The organism is Oligoflexus sp. (assembly GCF_035638955.1).
Classification (GTDB): domain Bacteria; phylum Bdellovibrionota_B; class Oligoflexia; order Oligoflexales; family Oligoflexaceae; genus Oligoflexus.
The window spans coordinates 16573-31875 of record NZ_DASQYZ010000308.1 but is presented as its reverse complement, the minus strand read 5'-3'; the positions used below and the strand labels follow the sequence as shown (position 1 = coordinate 31875).

General features: G+C 52.9%; 10 protein-coding genes and 1 tRNA gene. All 11 read right to left on the bottom strand.

Translation table 11 applies throughout. From position 1 onward, the window contains the following. Position 1: 1 nt before the first annotated feature. Positions 2-78: transfer RNA gene (locus VE954_RS28035), tRNA-Val, on the bottom strand. Positions 79-125: 47 nt separating this feature from the next. Next, complete coding sequence (fusA, locus tag VE954_RS28030; protein WP_324959123.1) at positions 126-2201, bottom strand: elongation factor G; 2076 nt, start codon at positions 2199-2201, stop codon at positions 126-128. A 99-nt stretch (positions 2202-2300) separates the two neighbouring features. Then, positions 2301-2768: a 30S ribosomal protein S7 gene (rpsG, locus tag VE954_RS28025; RefSeq protein WP_324959120.1), complete on the bottom strand. Its 468-nt coding sequence runs from the start codon at positions 2766-2768 to the stop codon at positions 2301-2303. Between the two features lie 39 nt (positions 2769-2807). Beyond that, on the bottom strand, positions 2808-3182 hold the full coding sequence (rpsL, locus tag VE954_RS28020) for a 30S ribosomal protein S12 (RefSeq protein ID WP_324959118.1): 375 nt from the start codon (positions 3180-3182) through the stop codon (positions 2808-2810). Positions 3183-3503: 321 nt separating this feature from the next. Further along, the gene (rpoC, locus tag VE954_RS28015; RefSeq protein ID WP_324959116.1) at positions 3504-7637 is read right to left on the bottom strand and encodes a DNA-directed RNA polymerase subunit beta'; all 4134 of its coding nucleotides are present in this window, start codon (positions 7635-7637) and stop codon (positions 3504-3506) included. 67 nt (positions 7638-7704) lie between these two features. Beyond that, positions 7705-11832: a DNA-directed RNA polymerase subunit beta gene (gene rpoB / locus VE954_RS28010; protein ID WP_324959114.1), complete on the bottom strand. Its 4128-nt coding sequence runs from the start codon at positions 11830-11832 to the stop codon at positions 7705-7707. A 564-nt stretch (positions 11833-12396) separates the two neighbouring features. Next, positions 12397-12774: a 50S ribosomal protein L7/L12 gene (gene rplL / locus VE954_RS28005; protein ID WP_324959112.1), complete on the bottom strand. Its 378-nt coding sequence runs from the start codon at positions 12772-12774 to the stop codon at positions 12397-12399. Between the two features lie 57 nt (positions 12775-12831). Then, positions 12832-13356: a 50S ribosomal protein L10 gene (gene rplJ, locus VE954_RS28000; RefSeq protein ID WP_324959110.1), complete on the bottom strand. Its 525-nt coding sequence runs from the start codon at positions 13354-13356 to the stop codon at positions 12832-12834. 14 nt (positions 13357-13370) lie between these two features. Continuing rightward, entirely contained in the window at positions 13371-14066 is a 696-nt protein-coding gene (rplA, locus tag VE954_RS27995) for a 50S ribosomal protein L1 (RefSeq protein ID WP_324959108.1), read from the bottom strand. A 79-nt stretch (positions 14067-14145) separates the two neighbouring features. Beyond that, positions 14146-14568: a 50S ribosomal protein L11 gene (gene rplK / locus VE954_RS27990; protein ID WP_324959106.1), complete on the bottom strand. Its 423-nt coding sequence runs from the start codon at positions 14566-14568 to the stop codon at positions 14146-14148. 138 nt (positions 14569-14706) lie between these two features. Continuing rightward, complete coding sequence (gene nusG, locus VE954_RS27985; RefSeq protein ID WP_349263841.1) at positions 14707-15252, bottom strand: transcription termination/antitermination protein NusG; 546 nt, start codon at positions 15250-15252, stop codon at positions 14707-14709. Positions 15253-15303: the final 51 nt, after the last annotated feature.

The following is a 15303-nucleotide window of genomic DNA, read 5'->3' as shown; positions in this document are numbered from 1 at the left end:
ATGGTGGGACTGCCCAGACTCGAACTGGGGACCTCTACGATGTCAACGTAGCGCTCTAACCAACTGAGCTACAATCCCGTGCAGGAGCACCTTTTCTAACGGGTGCCAGCCGCCTTGTCAATCTCTTAAAAACCGTGCCCGGTGATTTTTTGCAGAACAGAATCAGGCACCTGCTCATAGGCCGAAAAGCGCATGGTGTAGGTCGCCCGACCTTGTGACACAGACCGCAGGTCTGTCGTATAACCAAACATCTCCGACAAAGGAGCGATGGCGTCGACTTCCTGCAGGTGACCCCGCATGCCCACATTGTTCACGCGAGCCCGCCGGGAGTTCAGATCCTTGATGATATTGGACAGAAATTCATCCGGGACCAGAACCTCAAGGCTCATGACCGGTTCCATCAGCAGAGGCTTGGCGACCCGCATGGCATCGCGCATGGCCATGCCTGCGGCGATTTTAAATGCACTGGGTTCCGAACGCTCAGGATCGACGGTGGCATCCAGCAGAGTGGCTTTCACTCCAGTCATCGCATAACCGGCGATCACACCAACCTGCACCGCCTCTTCACAACCGGCTTTGACAGCCCGCAGCATCTCGTCGTTGAGCTTTTCCTTGCCGATCCTGCTTTCGAAGGTCAGAGCCGCGGTTTGGGGCCCTGGCTCGACCTGGATCACGACCCGTGCCCACTGATGCAGTTTTTCCGTTTCACGCTCAAAAACTTTTTCGGCCTTGGCGTTGGCGGAAACTGTTTCGCGATAATTCACCTGAGGCTTGCCGACGTTGGCGCCTACGCGGAATTCACGCTGCATACGATCAATGATGATTTCCAGATGGAGCTCACCCATGCCGCTCAGAAGAGTCTGACCGGTTTCCGCATTCATGCTGACTTTCAGGGTGGGGTCCTCGTTTTCAAAACGTTCGAGGGCCTTGGTCATCTTCGGAGCATCGGCGCTGCTCTTCGGTTCGATGGCAATGGAGATCACCGGTTCCGGCACATCCAGGGATTCGAGCACCATCGGATACTTGGGATCACAAAGGGTATCACCCGTCGCGACCACCTTCAAACCCGCGACAGCCGCGATATCACCGGCTTCGATGAAATCCACTTCCTGCCGTTGATTGGCTTCCATTTTTAGAATCTTGGAAATGCGTTCACGCTTGCCGGTACGCGCGTTAAAGACGGTTTCACTGGTGGAGAGTTTACCGCAATAAACCCGCACATAGGTGATCTGTCCGACAAAGGGATCGTTTTGAATTTTAAACGCCAGCATGGTGAGCGGCTCATCCGGCACGCGGCGACGGGTAATGGTTTTGGTTTCATCGCTGGGATCAAGTCCCGTAACTTCGGGCAGATCCAAAGGCGATGGCAGATAATAGGTCACAGCATCCAGCAGGGGTTGAATGCCTTTATTTTTAAAAGCACTGCCGCAGAAGACTGGAACTATTTTCATGGCAATACAGCCTTTACGGGCCGCGCGCCGGATTTCCTCGTCGGTCAGGTCCTTGCCTTCCAGGAATTTTTCCATCGTTTGATCATCAAATTCAGCAACAGCTTCAATGAGTTGCATGCGGCCGAGTTCAGCCTCGTCCTTCAGATCGTCGGGGATTTCTTCCAGCCGGAACGATTGTCCGAGCGCGTCACCATCCCAGTAATAGGCCTTGCGGGCGACGAGATCGACGACGCCGACGAAAGCATCTTCGGTGCCGATGGGCAATTGAAAGGGCACCGGGTTGGCCGCCAGGCGATCCCGCATCGACTGTACGGATTCATCGAAGCTGGCACCGACGCGATCGAGTTTATTGACGAAGGCCAGACGTGGCACTTTATATTTATCCGCCTGGCGCCAGACGGTTTCAGACTGGGGCTCGACGCCGTGCACGCCGTCGAAGACCGCAATCGCGCCGTCGAGGACTCGCAGCGAACGCTCCACTTCCACCGTGAAATCCACGTGACCAGGCGTATCGATGATATTAACGGTATGATCTTTCCAGTAGGCGGTAATGGCAGCAGCGGTGATGGTAATCCCGCGCTCCTGCTCCTGCTCCATCCAGTCCATGGTGGTGTTGCCATCATGAACCTCGCCGACCTTGTGAATCTTGCCCGTATAAAAAAGGATGCGTTCGGTCGTTGTGGTTTTGCCCGCATCGATATGGGCCATGATACCGATGTTACGCAAACGCGGAAGATCCTGGACTTTCATAAGTTTTCTCGGCTTGGATTCAGGAAATAAAAAAACTGTTCGCTGGCCCCCGCGATGGGGCCAAAACTTGCGAACAGTTTAATCAACTTTGACAGTTTCTTACCAGCGATAATGCGCGAACGCTTTGTTCGCTTCAGCCATCTTATGAACGTCTTCACGACGTTTGATGGTTGCGCCACGCTTGTTGGCGGCATCCAAAATTTCGCCGGCCAGCCGCTCGCGCATACTGCGACCGCTACGACCACGCGAGAATTCGATCAGCCAACGGATCGCCAGTGCCTGACGGCGCTCAGGACGAATCTCAACAGGAACCTGGTAGTTCGAACCGCCGACACGGCGGGATTTGACTTCCAGCATAGGCTTGGCGTTATCGAGAGCATTTTTAAAGGTCTCGAGGGGATCGGCGCCTTGACTTGTAATTTCTTCCATGGCGCCGTAGAAAGCCTTCTCAGCAGCAGCTTTCTTACCATGCTTCATCATGCTATTGATGAACTTGGTGACAACTTCATCTTTGAAAACGGGATCAGGAAGAACCTGCCGTTTTACTGCGGTGTGGCGACGTGCCATACTTCTTCACTCCAATGCTTGAGCAGCTGATGCGGTTAATTAGGCTTTTGGTCTTTTCGCGCCGTACTTCGAACGACCTTGACGACGAGCGTTCACGCCCGAGCAGTCGAGGCTGCCGCGTACGATGTGATAACGCACACCAGGCAAGTCTTTCACTTTACCACCGCGAACCAGAACCACACTGTGCTCCTGGAGGTTGTGGCCTTCACCGCCGATGTAAGAGGTGACTTCAACGCCGTTGGTCAAACGTACACGAGCAACTTTCCGAAGAGCGGAGTTAGGCTTCTTGGGAGTGGTCGTGTAAACACGAGTGCAAACACCACGCTTCTGAGGGCATCCCTTCAGCGCAGGAGCTTTCGTACGGTTCTTCTGAACCGTTCTTCCTTTGGCGATGATCTGATTGATCGTTGGCATGCTTTCTTATCCTTACTGCTTTCGCCTCATTGCGAACATAATTTGATTGATCGCTGCGGGGCTTTGCGTTGCTACTCTGACGCTGTGACCTCGCGAAATCTGCTCATCCGTCAGCACCGGATCTCACGCCGTCTTTTGAATGCAATAAAGCATTCGCTAAACATGACCACACGCGAGGCTAGTATCAGTACCAATCTGGAGGCCAGAAGGCAAGAGTTATTGCTGGTTTTAAGCAAAAACAAAAGGGGTGCCGGAGCACCCCTAGATTCATCTTCATCACATCACCCACCGTCTCCTTGGAGGCGGCAAAGTGACTGGATCTTAGTTCGAAGCTTCCATGATCTTGATGATCACTGGTAAAGCTTCATCGACACCCCGAACACGCGATTCGAGACGGCGATACTGCCATGAACCGGTACCGGCTGGCACCAGACGACCCATAATGACGTTCTCTTTCAGACCGCGCAGGTGATCGACCTTGCTGTTGATAGCGGCTTCGGTGAGGACCTTGGTAGTTTCCTGGAAAGAGGCCGCCGAGATGAAGCTGTCCGTCGACAAGGAGGCTTTCGTGATACCCAAAAGCACGGGCTCAAAAATAGCTTCCTGGCCGCCTTGCTCTCTCACCTTGGCATTGACGTCATCGAATTCACCCTTTTCCACCTGCTCAGCAGGGAGGAAGCGGGTATCACCTGGACTTAGAACTTTCACACGACGGCACATCTGACGCACGATGACTTCGATGTGCTTATCGTTAATTTTCACACCCTGCAGACGATAAACGTCCTGGATCTCATCGACGAGGTACTTGGCCAGCGCCAATGTGCCAAGGATGCGCAGAATATCGTGCGGCGACGGAGAACCATCCACCAGGGTCTGACCCTTCCGGATATAGTCACCTTCGGTTACGATAATATGACGGCCTTTAGGCACCGTGAAGTCTGAGCTCTGACCATCGTCACTGACGACCACGATCTTACGCTTGCCTTTCGAGTCCGCACCGAAGGTTACAGTACCATCCCGATCGGACATGATAGCGTAATCCTTGGGCTTTCTGGCTTCGAACAGTTCCGCAACGCGTGGCAGACCACCGGTGATATCCTTGGTTTTGGCCTGTTCACGTGGGATCTTGGCGATGATATCACCAGGAAGCACTTCACTGCCGTCATCCACAAAGATCGTAGCACCGACGGGCAACGCATAACGGGCATCGCGCTTGCCGTCGACCGAAACCACTTTGCCTGTGCTCACATCAACGATTTCCACAGCCGGCTTGAGGTCCGTACCGCGGGTTTCGATGATCACCTTACGAGCCAGGAAGGTCACTTCATCCGTACGTTCTTCGACGGATTGGCCTTCTTTCAAGTCACGATAGGTCACGCGACCGCCGACTTCCGCCATGATAGGATTCGCAAAGGGATCCCATTCAACCAGCGACGAACCGGCGTCGATTTCCTGACCTTCTTTGCAAAGCAGAACCGAACCGTACGAAATTGGGTAGGTATCGCGGATCGCTCCCGTTTCCTTATCCAAAATCTGGATCTCACCGTTCCGGCTGAGCACCATCTGCTTTTTATCGCGGTTGGTGACCGCATTGATACGCTGGAACTTCACGATACCGGAGAAACCGGTGTCCCGTGTGTTCTTCTCGATTCTGTGCGAAACGGTACCACCAAAGTGGAAGGTACGCATTGTCAGCTGCGTACCGGGTTCACCGATCGACTGCGCTGCGATCACACCGATCGCTTCACCGACGTTGATGATATGACCGGTTGCAAGGTCACGGCCGTAACACTTGGCACAGATACCCATGCGGGTGTTACAGGTCAGCACCGAGCGGATACGAGCCATCTCGATACCAGCTTTGTCAATCCGCTTGGCGACGGCTTCATCGATCAGGCTGCCTGACTTGGCGATGATTTCGTCGGAGCCCGGATCCTTGATTTCAGAAATCAGCACTCGACCCAGAGTCCGGTCACCCAGCGATTGCTTGATGTCGGAACCTTCGCGCAGTGGGATCATGTTGATACCGTTGGCGGTTCCGCAATCGGTTTCCGCAATGGTTGCATCCTGAGCCACATCCACGAGACGACGGGTCAAATAACCTGAACTCGCGGTTTTAAGGGCGGTATCCGCCAGACCCTTACGGGCACCGTGAGTCGAGGTAAAGTATTCAAGAACTGAAAGACCTTCGCGGAAGTTCGCAGTAATCGGCGTTTCAATGATCTCGCCCGAAGGCTTGGCCATCAGACCGCGCATACCGGCCAGCTGACGAATCTGCTGAGCGGAACCACGAGCACCGGAGTCGGCCATCATAAAGATCGAGTTCGAGCTATCGACTTCCCTGACGTTGCCTTTGTGGTCGGTTTTCTTCGCTTTCGCGATGTTTTTAAACATCTCTTCCGCGATATTTTCCGTCACTTTTGCCCAGATATCGATAACCTTGTTGTAACGCTCACCTTCGGTCAAGAGACCTTCAGAGTACTGCTCCTTGATCTTCTTCACTTCTTCGTAAGCGTCATCGAGCAGGCGTTTCTTGCCTTCGGGAACGACCATGTCACCGATCGAAATCGAGAGACCCGCTTTGGTTGAGTAGCGATACCCGATCGCGCGGAGGCCGTCAGCCAGGAGAACCGTTTTCTTCGGACCCGCGATACGGAAGGCGTCATCGACCAGCTTGGCCAATTCCTTCTTGCCCATACGCTTGTTGATCGCTTCAAACGGCAATTCGTCCGGCAGATTTTCCGAAAGGAGCACGCGGCCCACTGTCGTATCGTACTTGCGGCCGTTGAAACGCACGATGATAGGAGCCTGGAGGCTCACTTCATTGTGGTCATAGGCCACACGGACTTCCTCGATCGAACCAAACATTTTACCAGCGCCTTTGGCGGAGATATCTTCCTTGGTCAGATAGTAGATACCGAGAACGATATCCTGGGTCGGGACGATCACGGGCGAACCGGATGCCGGCGACAGGATGTTGTTGGTCGACATCATCAGAACGCGGGCTTCCATCTGTGCTTCCACCGACAGAGGCACGTGAACGGCCATCTGGTCACCGTCAAAGTCCGCGTTAAACGCGAAGCAGACGAGGGGATGCAGCTGGATCGCTTTACCTTCGATCAGCACAGGCTCGAAAGCCTGGATACCGAGACGGTGAAGCGTAGGCGCACGGTTCAGAAGAATGGGGTGTTCCTTGGTCACTTCTTCCAGGATATCCCAAACTTCAGGACGTTCTTTTTCCACCAGTTTCTTGGCGGATTTGATCGTCGACACGATGCCGTGTTCTTCGAGCTTGTTATAGATAAACGGTTTGAAGAGCTCGATCGCCATTTTCTTGGGCAATCCGCACTGATGGAGTTTCAGTGTCGGACCAACCACGATCACGGAACGACCGGAGTAGTCAACGCGTTTACCCAAAAGGTTTTGACGGAAACGACCCTGCTTACCTTTCAACATGTCCGACAGCGAGCGAAGGGCGCGCTTGTTGGGACCTGTGAACACTTTACCGCGACGGCCGTTATCAAAGAGGGCATCAACCGCTTCCTGAAGCATGCGCTTCTCGTTACGGATGATGATCTCGGGCGCGTTGAGTTCGATCAGACGGAGCAAACGGTTGTTCCGGTTGATCACGCGGCGGTAGAGATCGTTCAAGTCAGACGTTGCGAAGCGGCCACCGTCCAGAGGCACCAGGGGGCGCAGGTCCGGAGGGAGGACCGGAATTACGGACAGCATCATCCATTCCGGTTTCGCTTCGTTATTTTTGAAAGCCTCAACGACTTTCAGACGTTTTTGCAGTTTCTTACGGGAAGCTTCTGAAGAAGCTTCCAGCAAGGCTTTGCGCAGGTCATCCCCGAGGTCTTCGATACGAAGGCCCGACAGGAGTTCCTGAATGGCTTCCGCGCCGACACCGACGTTGAATGCGCCGTTACCGTGTTCCTGGAGCAGTTGCTCGTATTCGTCTTCGCTAATCACCTGGCCGACGTGCAGCTTGGTGAGTTCCTCGTTGCCTGGATCCAGGACCACGTAGGATTCGCTGTAAAGCACGCGCTCAACATCTTTTAGGGAGATGTCGAGGATCGCACCGATACGCGAAGGCAAGGACTTCAGGAACCAGATATGCGCAACCGGGGTTGCCAAGTTGATGTGACCGAGGCGTTCCCGACGAACTTTGGAGTGGATAACTTCCACGCCGCACTTGTCGCAGACGATGCCGCGGTGCTTCATGCGCTTATATTTGCCGCAGATACACTCAAAATCACGAACCGGCCCAAAAATCTTCGCGCAGAAGAGGCCGTCGCGTTCCGGTTTAAAGGTACGGTAGTTAATGGTCTCGGGCTTCTTGACCTCACCGAATGACCAGCTCCGAATCTTTTCCGGGGAAGCCAGCGAGATTTTGATCGCGCTAAAGCTTAAGGGATCCGTAGGCTTATCAAAAAAGTTTACCAAGTCGTTCAAGTGAGTTACCTCCATGAGGACGGATGAAACCCCAGGTCAATGACCTGGGGTGCTCATTATTCGGCGATTACTGGCTGAAGTTCTCGAGACCAATTTCCTGATCATCGCGGATCAGGTTGACATCCAACGCCAGGGACTGAAGTTCTTTCACGAGAACGTTAAAGCTCTCGGGCAGACCAGGCATCATCATGTTTTGGCCTTTGACGATGGACTCGTACATACGGGTCCGGCCCAGCACGTCATCGGATTTCACGGTCAGGAACTCCTGCAGAGTATTCGCTGCACCGTAAGCTTCCATAGCCCACACCTCCATCTCACCCAGACGCTGACCACCAAACTGCGCTTTACCGCCGAGAGGCTGCTGAGTCACCAGAGAGTACGGACCGATGGAACGTGCGTGGATCTTCTCATCAACCAAATGGTGGAGTTTCAACACATACATCACGCCAACCGTCACGCGGTTATCAAACTTGTTACCCGTACGACCATCATAAAGATCGCTCTGACCATCGGCATCAAGCCCTGCCAGTTCCAGGTAACGCTTGATGTCTTCCTCGCCCGCACCGTCAAAGACGGGGTTTGCGAGGTGCACACCTTCGCGGTATTTACGCGCGAAAGTCATCAGCTCTTCATCAGTGCAGGAGCCCACAAAGCTGCGGGTCTCTGCATCATCCCAGATCGAGAAGATGAACTTCTCAATTTCAGGACGGTTGATGCTTTGCTCCATAAAGGTCTGCAGCTTCTCGCCGAGGCCTTTGGCTGCCCAACCCAAGTGGGTCTCAAGGATCTGACCGACGTTCATACGGGAAGGAACACCAAGTGGATTCAACACGATATCAACGGGACGGCCATCCGTAAGGAAGGGCATGTCTTCTTCGGGAAGGATACGGGACACCACACCTTTGTTACCGTGGCGACCGGCCATCTTATCACCCACCTGCAGCTTACGCTTGATGGCGACATAGACCTTAACCATTTTGATAACGCCGGGAGGCAGCTCGTCGCCCTTGCGAACTTTCTTGATCTGCTCTTCCGTCATAAAGCGGATGAGGTTGATCTTCTCGCGCAGGCTTTCCACGACTTTGGTCAACAGGGAGTTCTTCTGAGCGTCTTTAACGGCCAGATGTTCCCAGTAAATATAGTCGAGACTGTTGAGGAATTCGGCAGTCATAACCGTACCCGAGCTCGCGATGGTTCCACCATCACGGCCGCGGATTTCACCAGCCAAAGTCTCACCGGCCACGATCTTGACGATCTTACGGGCGGCGGAGTCCTTGATGATGGAAATACGGTCGCTTTCGTCCTTCCGCAAACGGGCAATTTCTTCTTCCTCGATCTGCAGACTGCGTGCGTCTTTCACAGCGCCTTCACGGGCATAGACTTTCGCACCAATCACGGTACCCACCACACCGGGTGGTACACGCAGCGAGGTATCCCGTACGTCGCCGGCTTTTTCACCGAAGATCGCGCGCAGGAGTTTTTCTTCTGGAGTCAGCTGAGTCTCACCCTTGGGCGTGATTTTACCGACCAAAAGATCGTTCGGTTTCACGTCAGCGCCGATGCGGATGATACCGGCTTCGTCCAGATTACGGAGCGCTTCTTCACCGACGTTCGGGATATCCGAGGTGATCTCTTCCTGACCCAGCTTGGTGTCGCGGGAGATACATTCGAATTCCTGAATGTGGATCGAAGTATAAAGATCTTCTTTAACCACGCGTTCCGAGATGAGGATGGAGTCCTCAAAGTTGTAACCACTCCAGGGCATGAAGGCCACGACCACGTTTTGGCCCAGAGCCAGCTCACCCATTTCGGTGGCGAAACCGTCGGCGATGATATCACCCTTCTTCACGTTCTCGCCGCGAACGACGATAGGCTTTTGGTTGATACAAGTATCGACGTTGGAACGCTTGTTTTTCTCAAGCTTGTAAATATCAACTTCGGCACCGACTTCGGTAAGGTTACCGGTGTTGTCCTCGGTTTTGATAACGATACGTTCAGCATCGACAGCCACGACCACACCGTCACGCTTGGCAACCACGGTCGCACCGGAGTCACGAGCCACGATGCGCTCCATCCCGGTTCCGACTAGCGGCGCGCGGGTTTTCAGGAGGGGCACGGCCTGCCGCTGCATGTTCGAACCCATCAAAGCGCGGTTCGCATCATCGTTTTGCAGGAACGGGATCAGGTTCGCAGCGACGGACACGAGCTGACTGGTGGACACGTCCATCAGATCCGCTTCTTCCGCACGCACGATTTCCGATTCACCGGCGCGGCGAGCGTAAACGAATTCCTCTTCGGACTGGATGTTACTCGCCTGGGCGATCACATGGTCCTGGTGCTCTTCAGCAGCCGAGTAGTAACGCACTTTATTTTTGCCACCGCTTTCCTCAGTCAGACTGCGGAATGGGGTTTCGATAAAGCCGTAATCGTTTACTTTCGCATACGAAGCCAAGGACGAAATCAGACCGATGTTCGGACCTTCAGGCGTCTCGATCGGGCAGATACGGCCGTAGTGAGTCGGGTGAACGTCGCGGACTTCGAAACCCGCTCGTTCACGGCTCAAACCCCCCGGCCCCAGAGCGGAAAGACGACGCTTGTGCGTGACTTCCGAAAGAGGGTTGGTTTGATCCATGAACTGGCTGAGCTGCGAACTGCCGAAGAATTCCTTCACAACCGCCGAAGCCGGCTTGTTGTTCACGAAGTCATGGGGCAGCAGCGTATCGACGTCGCCTAGTTGGAGGCGTTCGCGAATCGCGCGTTCAATACGAAGGAGACCGATACGATATTGGTTTTCCAAAAGCTCACCGACAGCGCGAACGCGGCGGTTACTCAGGTTATCGATATCATCGATCTGGCCTTTTTCATTTTTCAGACCGATCAGATACTCGACTGTCCGCAGAATATCTTCTTTGGTCAGCGTTCTGGTTTCCAAAGGAACTTCCAGACCGAGTTTCTGATTCAACTTCATACGACCCACGGCGCTAAGGTCATAGCGGTCGGGGTTGAAGAAGAGGTTGTCAAACAGCGAGGTCGCTGGTTCGATCGTAGGGGGATCACCAGGACGCATGCGTTTATATATTTCGAGAATCGCGTCTTCCTTGGTCTCGATCTTGTCAGACACGAGCGTATTACGGAAGGAAGCATCAGCGTTCACACCATCGATAAACAGAACCGAGAATTCCTTCACACCGGCTTTGATCATCTTTTCCAGATGCTCAAGACCGAGTTCGGTATTCAGGGGCACAAGAACTTTATCAGCTTTGTCATGGATGTCTTCGGCGGTGATTTTGCCGACGAGTTCATCCTGTTCCATAGCCACGTACTCGATCCCGGCCTGTTCCATCTGGCGAATAGCGCCAACGGAAATACGCCGACCCTTCTTCACCAGGACTTTGCCAGTCGCTGGATCCACAAGGTCAGTCAAAGCTCTTTGACCACGAAGGATCTCGTAGTTCAGTTTTTTCTCGAGCTTGCCTTCACGAATACGAACCAGTTCTTTCTTATAGAAACGGTCCAAAAGCTGCTGGTCGGTATAACCCAGAGCCTTGAGCAGGATCGTACCGTGCATCTTCCGACGACGGTCGATACGCAGATACAGGATATCCTTGGAATCGAATTCGAAGTCGAGCCAGCTGCCGCGATAAGGAATCACGCGAGCCGTGTAGAGCAGCTTCCCAGATGCAGAATTGCGTCCCTTGTCATGGTCAAAAAAGACACCTGACGATCGGTGGAGCTGCGATACGACAACGCGTTCGGTTCCGTTGATAATAAACGTACCATCATCGGTCATGAGCGGGATTTCACCGAAGTAAACTTCCTGCTCCTTGACGTCGCGGATGGACTTGACGTTGGTTTCCTTGTCGAGGTCCCAGACCACGAGCCGGATCACGACTTTGAGAGGAGCGGCGAAGCTCATACCACGCTGACGGCACTCGTCCACGGTGTACTTGGGCTCTTCAAACGAATAGCTGACGAACTCAACCGATGCTGTCTCAGCAAAGTGAGTAATCGGGAACACCGAATTAAACACAGCTTCCAGACCAACAGCCTTCCTATTTTGCGGAAGCTCGGTCGCCTGCAAGAACATGTTATAACTGTTCTTCTGCAGCTCGATCAGGTAAGGTATGTCGATTGCCGGGGTTATTCTTTCAAATCGTTTGCGAGGACGTGTAAAACTGGAAGCGAGGGAGGTCATTTAGCACTCCTATGAAAGGAATCCCGTTTTCATCCACGCAATAACCGGCCGCACTTCCGGCTTCTCGCGTGGCACCGCAACCGCGCTATCCCATCGATGCCGCTAACAGAAACAGAGTCTCTGCTATACGCCGGATTCGGGAGAGAAACCCCGCTGCCGGGCGATTACGAATAATGTCACTGGCGAAGAAATGTTTGCTGTCCGCCGTCACCTATTCATCAGACGCAGACGGCCCTGCAACTCGCGTCGCAGAGCACAGACTGAAAAAGGCAAAAAGTACCGCCTATCCTCAACTTCCTCGCTGAGAATAAAGAGTGAAAGGCAGAAACCCTCCACGTGTGTTGCGGTAGCCTTTTGCATTTAATGTCCGATGAAACAGGTTGAAGAATCTTCGAACGAACTTAGGCCGCGTCGAGAAACTCGACTACCGGCGTTTCACTCGTAAATTCGTCAACTTCACATATCCTCAAGGAAATTAGGATATATGGAATCAAAGCAATAAAAAAGCGGAAAGATGTGCTGCGCCAATTTCCACCGGCCAGCTTCACCTTTCCGATCCATATATTACTTGAGCTCAACTTTGGCGCCAGCTGCTTCAAGGGTAGCCTTGATTTTGGCAGCTTCTTCCTTAGGAACGCTAGCTTTAACTTCCTTAGGAGCACCTTCCACAAGGTCTTTAGCTTCTTTCAAGCCGAGACCTGTGATCGCGCGGATTTCCTTGATCACGTTGATCTTCTTGTCGCCCGCGTCTTTCAGAATGACGGTAAATTCGTCTTTCTCTTCAACAGGGGCGGCGGCAGCAGCAGGAGCGGCAGCGAAGGCCATCGGAGCAGCTGCGCTTACACCGAATTTGTCTTCCAGCTCTTTCACCAGCTCAGCAGCTTCCAAAAGGGTCAGATTCTCAAGAAATTGAACGACTTGTTCTTTTGTCACGTTGGCCATAAAATTCTCCTCCCAAATCACATCCAGTTAGCTTTCGACTAAACCAAAGCCCTAGGATTAAGATGTTTTCTTATCTTTAATTGCGTTAATAACCTGAACCAAATTACGGTTGACGCCGTTCAAGACGCCAAGGAGCCCTCTGTGAGGCGCGACAAGCGTACCGATGATCTGTGCCAGCAATACATCTTTGCTTGGCAGGTCAGCGATCGATTGCAACTGAGCCTTGCTCAGAGCCGCTTCTTCCATAAAGCCGGCGGTGACTTTGAAGTTAGGATGATCCTTTTCAAAGGCCAAAGCAGCTTTAGTCGCCTGAGCCCCGTCACCGTAAGCGCAAATCACGCCTACTGGACCGACCAGAGCCTTCGAGAGACCTTCCATTTCCTGGACTTCCAGGCCAATGGATTTCTTGGCGATGCGGTTCTTGATCACACGGAATTCAGCACTGGCCTGGCGCAAAGCCACGCGCAGCTGAGTCAATTCTTCTACCGTGAGGCCACGGTATTCAGCGACGATCACAGCCTTCGATTTTTTAAACCGGACTGTGGCTGATTCGCGGAGCACTTGTTTCTGTTTACGATCCATCAGTGATTTCCCCCTTAAACTTTAAAGGGCGTCGTATCGACGCGTACACCAGGACCCATAGTCGCAGAAAGACAAACCTTCTTCAGGTAAGTGCCCTTCGCCGTCGAAGGCTTTGCACGGAGCAAAGTATCGATGATCGTGCGAGCGTTTTCCGCCAGTGCCTCTGGTGTGAAGTTGGAACGACCGATGGAGGTGTGCACGATACCGGCTTTATCCACGCGGTATTCGGCGCGACCTGCACGCAGTTCCGTAACAGCCTTCTCAACTTCAAAGGTCACTGTGCCCAATTTTGGGTTTGGCATCAGACCGCGGGGACCGAGAACTTTACCAAGTTTACCGACAACGCCCATCATGTCAGGGGTTGCGATCACTTGATCAAAATCCAGCCAACCTTCGGTGATACGCTTGGCAAGATCATCACCACCGACTGCATCGATGCCAAGACCATTGGCTTCGGTTGCTTTTTCGCCTTTGGCGAAAACGATGATGCGGACTTTTTTGCCAAGACCGTTGGGGAGGACAGTTGCACCCCGCAGGTTTTGATCAGCGTGACGAGGGTCAACACCCAGGTTCACGGCCAAATCCACGGAGGCATCCATTTTGGAGTAGGATGTTTCCTTGACGAGTTTGCAGGCCTCGAGCAGATCGTAATTTTTTTCACGATCAACTTTGGCGAGGGCTGCGCGATACTTCTTTCCTCGCTTAGCCATAATATTCTCCGTAGTCCAATCGAGTCTTGCGACTCTCCTACTATGTCAGTGTCTGCTGTATGCAGACGCTATGCAGGACTTATTTAACTTCCAGACCCATACTGCGAGCTGAACCCATGATAATCTTCATGGCGGCATCTTCATCGTATGCGTTCAAGTCGTCTTTCTTGGTTTTCGCAATCTCACGAACCTGGTCCATTGTCACGGAACCCGCAACAGCTTTACCAGGAGTTTGCGAAGCTTTCTCCAGTTTGGCAGCTTTCTTCAGCAAGTCAGAAGCCGGAGGGCTTTTGGTGATGAAGGTGAAGGACTTGTCGGCAAAGACGGTGATAACAGTTGGCAGAATCGAGCCAACCTGCTTTTGGGTCTTAGCGTTGAATTCCTTACAAAAGGCCATAATATTGACGCCCCTCTGGCCGAGAGCAGGGCCAATGGGAGGAGCCGGGTTCGCTTTACCTGCCGGAATCTGCAGCTTGATAAATCCGACAACCTTCTTTGCCACGTTCTTCGCTCCTTCTTTTTCGCTACTGAGTAGCGATCTGAATCAAGACTTGGAAGACGGGGTTTACGCTATTTTACACGCCCCGTCAAGCAACTTAATGGAAAACGCACCTGGTCGAAGAGGTGCGTGACAACCGTTTCAAATTTTTTCGACCTGCCCAAACTCAAGTTCCACCGGGGTTTCGCGACCGAAGATACTTACCAACACGCGGACCTTGCCTTTGTCGGGACGAACTTCGTCGATCACGCCGTCAAAGTTACTGAATGGACCGTCCATAACTTTAACCGCTTCGCCTTTGGAGAACCGGACTTCCTGGACAACTTCCTTGCGCGAATCTTTTACCAATTCTGGATTGGTCAGGCGCAGGACTTCATGATCTGGCAAGGCTTTGGGATGACGGGCATTGCCCACAAATCCAGTAATCTTCGGCGTGCTCTTGACCACGTGCATGCTTTCGTCGTCCAGGTGCATCTGAACGATAATATAGCCGGGGAACGAGGTGCGGGAGACAGCCTTCTTTTTGCCGGCTTTGTTCACCGACTCACTGACTGTGTGAGGGATGTAGATATCTCCAAATTTTTCGGCCTGACCTTCGCTCTTGGCGCGGTCCATCAGTCCGGATTTGGCCTTTTCTTCAAAGCCTGAATAAGTATGTATGACATACCATTTCAAATCGTAAGCCATGCTATCTGCCTCGTTGTTCAATGGTTTCCCCTGTCCTAATTATCCACAGCG

Coding starts and splice junctions, on each gene's coding strand:
- fusA (WP_324959123.1), bottom strand. CDS start 2,201: ATGAAAGTCCAGGATCTTCCGCGTTTGCGTAACATCGGTATCATGGCC.
- rpsG (WP_324959120.1), bottom strand. CDS start 2,768: ATGGCACGTCGCCACACCGCAGTAAAACGGCAGGTTCTTCCTGATCCC.
- rpsL (WP_324959118.1), bottom strand. CDS start 3,182: ATGCCAACGATCAATCAGATCATCGCCAAAGGAAGAACGGTTCAGAAG.
- rplA (WP_324959108.1), bottom strand. CDS start 14,066: ATGGCTAAGCGAGGAAAGAAGTATCGCGCAGCCCTCGCCAAAGTTGAT.
- rpoB (WP_324959114.1), bottom strand. CDS start 11,832: ATGACCTCCCTCGCTTCCAGTTTTACACGTCCTCGCAAACGATTTGAA.
- nusG (WP_349263841.1), bottom strand. CDS start 15,252: ATGGCTTACGATTTGAAATGGTATGTCATACATACTTATTCAGGCTTT.
- rplJ (WP_324959110.1), bottom strand. CDS start 13,356: ATGGATCGTAAACAGAAACAAGTGCTCCGCGAATCAGCCACAGTCCGG.
- rplL (WP_324959112.1), bottom strand. CDS start 12,774: ATGGCCAACGTGACAAAAGAACAAGTCGTTCAATTTCTTGAGAATCTG.